The sequence below is a fragment of the Brachyspira pilosicoli genome (assembly GCF_019402445.1).
Lineage (GTDB): Bacteria > Spirochaetota > Brachyspiria > Brachyspirales > Brachyspiraceae > Brachyspira > Brachyspira pilosicoli_B.
In genome coordinates, this window is sequence record NZ_SRZM01000193.1 from 1 (window position 1) to 4,011 (window position 4,011).

The 4,011-nt window shown below is 30.9% G+C and carries 4 protein-coding genes; all 4 read left to right on the top strand.

Going from position 1 to position 4,011, the window contains the following annotated elements:
- The first annotated feature begins 480 nt into the window (after positions 1–480).
- Genes E6A48_RS07070 through E6A48_RS07085 form a run of 4 tightly spaced genes read left to right on the top strand, consistent with a single transcriptional unit; the run spans position 481 to position 3,968 of the window.
- Positions 481–885 (top strand): MaoC family dehydratase, encoded by a 405-nt coding sequence (locus E6A48_RS07070; protein WP_014933919.1) that lies wholly within the window; start codon positions 481–483, stop codon positions 883–885.
- Between the two features lie 55 nt (positions 886–940).
- Positions 941–2,086 (top strand): acyl-CoA dehydrogenase, encoded by a 1,146-nt coding sequence (locus tag E6A48_RS07075; RefSeq protein WP_219709333.1) that lies wholly within the window; start codon positions 941–943, stop codon positions 2,084–2,086.
- A 37-nt stretch (positions 2,087–2,123) separates the two neighbouring features.
- A complete protein-coding gene (locus E6A48_RS07080) occupies positions 2,124–2,909 on the top strand; it encodes an electron transfer flavoprotein subunit beta/FixA family protein (protein ID WP_013243985.1) in 786 nt (261 codons plus the stop codon).
- 39 nt (positions 2,910–2,948) lie between these two features.
- Positions 2,949–3,968: an electron transfer flavoprotein subunit alpha/FixB family protein gene (locus tag E6A48_RS07085; RefSeq protein WP_219709334.1), complete on the top strand. Its 1,020-nt coding sequence runs from the start codon at positions 2,949–2,951 to the stop codon at positions 3,966–3,968.
- Positions 3,969–4,011 lie beyond the last annotated feature (43 nt).

The following is a 4,011-nucleotide window of genomic DNA, read 5'->3' on the forward strand; positions in this document are numbered from 1 at the left end:
TAAAAAAAATAAGTAATTCTTAAATACAATATATTTTTTTTCAAATACATTTTTTAGTTTAAATATTAAACAAAAAGTTATTTTTATCACATTATGAATTGATTTTTATAAAAAATTCTACTATAATTAACATAGAATTAATTTAATTATTTTTTAAAAGATGTTCTCTTACTAGTATAACAAATTAAGCATAAGACAAATTAAGTATAGTATTTAAAGTTCTTGCTCTTAATAAAGAACAAGTTTTATAAAATCTTATACTAATATATTGTAATGTAATATATATGTATTAATCTAATAATACTTATTATACATTTGTATTATACTTATTAGCTTTGTTATTGTATGATATAAAATATTAAATTGTATTGGCAAAATATGTAAAAGTAATTTTTGCCAATATTTTTTTAAATATTTGATTTATATTTTACACTAGTAAGATATTTTTTAAAAAATAAAAAATAATTAGGAGAGATTATTATGAAATTTGAAGAGTTAAAAGTTGGAATGAAGGCTGAAATTTCCAAAACTATAACCGAAACCGATGTAATTCTATATGCAGGAATTACACTTGACACGAACCCAGCCCACTTAAACGAAGTTCATGCACAGCAAACTATGTTCAAGCATAGAATAGCTCATGGAATGCTTACTGCAGGACTCATATCTGCAGTATTAGGAACAAAACTTCCAGGAGAAGGAACTATTTATATGGGACAAGAATTAAAATTTTTAGCTCCTGTATATTTCGGAGATACAATTACAGCTACTGCTGAAATTATAGAACTTATCCCTGAAAAAAATAGAGTAATACTTTCAACCACTTGTACTAATCAAGATGGAAAAGTAGTTTTAAGCGGAAAAGCAACTGTAATGAAACAATGAAAAAATTAATTATATATATTAAAAAATTGATAAAGTAATTATCAGGAGGACTAGAATGGAATTTAATTTGTCTAAAACACATGAACTTTTCAGACAAATGATTAGAGAATTTGCTGAAAAAGAGGTAAAACCTTTAGCAACAGAAGTTGACGAGGAAGAAAGATTCCCTGTTGAAACTGTTAAAAAAATGGCTGAGATTGGACTTATGGGTATACCTATTCCTAAAGAATATGGCGGAGCTGGCGGAGATAATTTAATGTACGCTATGGCTGTTGAAGAATTATCAAGAGTTTGTGGTACTACTGGAGTTATTCTTTCTGCTCATACTTCTCTTGGAACTTGGCCTATATTACAATTCGGTACAGATGCACAAAAACAAAAATATGTTCCTAAATTGGCTAGCGGTGAATGGCTTGGAGCATTCGGACTTACAGAGCCAAATGCTGGTACAGATGCAGCAGGTCAGCAAACTGTGGCGGTGTTAGATGAAGCTACTCAAGAATGGGTAATTAATGGTTCTAAAATATTTATAACAAATTCTGGCTATGCTGATGTATATGTTATATTTGCTATGACAGACAAATCACAAGGTTTAAAAGGAATTTCTTCATTTATAATAGAAAAAGGAACTCCAGGATTTACTGTTGGTAAAAAAGAGAAAAAATTAGGTATTAGAGGTTCTGCTACTTGCGAATTGATATTTGAAAATGCAAGAATACCTAAAGATAACCTATTAGGAGAATTAGGAAAAGGATTTAAAATTGCTATGATGACTCTTGACGGAGGAAGAATAGGAATTGCTTCTCAAGCATTAGGAATTGCACAAGGAGCTCTTGATGAAACTGTAGCTTATGTAAAAGAAAGAAAACAGTTTGGAAGAACAATAGCTAATTTCCAAAATACTCAATTCCAATTAGCTAACCTTGAAGTAAAAGTAGAAGCTGCTAGACTTTTAGTTTACAAAGCAGCTTGGAGAGAAAGTAATCATCTTCCATATTCAGTAGATGCAGCAAGAGCTAAGCTATTTGCTTCTGAAACTGCAATGGAAGTAACTACTAAAGCCGTTCAGCTTCATGGTGGATATGGATATACTAGAGAATATCCTGTTGAAAGAATGATGAGAGATGCAAAAATCACAGAAATTTATGAAGGTACATCAGAAGTTCAAAGAATGGTAATAGCAGGAAACCTTTTAAAATAAGCCAATTAGTAAATAAAACATTTATGGAGGAATAGAAATGAAAATAGTAGTTTGTATAAAACAGGTTCCAGATACAACTGAAATTAAACTAGACCCTGTAAAAGGTACATTAATAAGAGATGGAGTTCCTAGTATAATGAACCCTGATGATAAAGGCGGATTAGAAGAGGCTCTAAAATTAAAAGATAAATATGGTGCTCATGTAACTGTAGTAACTATGGGACCTCCTCAAGCTGAAGCTATATTGAGAGAAGCTTATGCTATGGGAGCTGACAGAGCTATACTTATAACAGATAGAAAATTCGGCGGTGCTGATACTTTAGCTACTTCTAATACATTAGCAGCTGCTTTAAGAACTTTAGAATATGATATTATTATTTCAGGAAGACAAGCTATAGACGGTGATACTGCTCAAGTTGGTCCTCAAATTGCTGAGCATTTACAAATACCTCAAGTTTCTTATGCTAAAGAAATTCAATATAATGAAGCTGATAAATCATTAACTATAAAAAGAGTAATAGAAGATGGATATTACTTGTTAAACGTTCAATTACCAGCTTTAGTAACTGTATTATCAGAAGCTAATAGCCCTAGATACATGAGAGTTAAAGGAATAGTTGAAGCTTATGATAAAGAAGTTGAAATTTGGTCTTCTGAAACTATAAAAATTGACCCTTCTTTAATAGGTCTTACTGGCTCTCCTACAAAAGTAAAAAAATCATTTACTAAAGGAGCTAAACAAGCTGGTAAAGTATTTGAAGTGGATACAAAAGAAGCTGTTAATATCATAATTGAAAAATTAAAAGAAAAATTTGTTATTTAATTTTAATTAACAAAAGAACCTTATAAAAGGAGATAGATAATGAATTTAAGTGATTATAAAGGAATATTAGTATTTGCTGAGCAAAGAGACTGTGTAATTCAAAATGTAGGTTTAGAATTAATAGGAGAGGCAAAAAAACTTGCAGCTAAATTAAATGTAACTGTTACAGCAGCTTTGATAGGATATAAAGTAGAAGGTTTAGCTCAAAATTTGATTGAGTATGGTGCTGATAAAGTTGTAGTAGTAGATAATGAACTATTAAAACAATATGATACTGAAGCTTATGCTCAGGCATTAAAAGCAATAATAGATGATAAAAAACCTGAAATAGTATTATTAGGTGCAACTACTTTGGGAAGAGATTTGGCTCCTAGAGTATCTTCAAGACTTGCTACAGGACTTACTGCTGACTGTACAAAACTAGAAATAGATGATGAAACAAAAGTTTTTGGAATGACAAGACCTGCATTCGGTGGAAACTTAATGGCTACTATTGTTTGTCCTAATCATAGACCTCAAATGGCTACTGTAAGACCTGGTGTAATGCAAAAACTTCCTAAAGAAGAAGGAAAGAAAGGTGAAATTGAAGTATTGCCTGTAACAATAGACACTTCCAAAATAAAAGTAAAAATATTAGATGTAGTAAAAGAAACTGCTAAAAAGGTTGATATCACAGAAGCTAAAATATTGGTATCTGGCGGTAGAGGTGTAGGTTCTAAAGAAAACTTTAAAAATCTTGAGGCTGTAGCTTCTAAAATAGGTGCAACTGTTTCTGCTTCAAGGGCTGCTGTGGATGCTGGATTTATAGAGCAAGCAAGACAAGTTGGACAAACAGGTAAAACTGTAAGACCTAATATATACTTCGCTTGCGGTATATCTGGTGCTATTCAGCATATGGCTGGTATGGAAGAATCTGAATATATTATTGCTATAAATAAAGATAAAGATGCTCCTATGTTTGGAATAGCCGATTTAGGTATAGTAGGTGATGTAAACAAAGTACTTCCGCTATTAGCTGAAGAGTTAGCTAAAGCAATAGAGGCTAAAAAAGCTAATTAATTCAATTTAAACTTTTAATTAAAAAAACAAAGCCAATAGATAG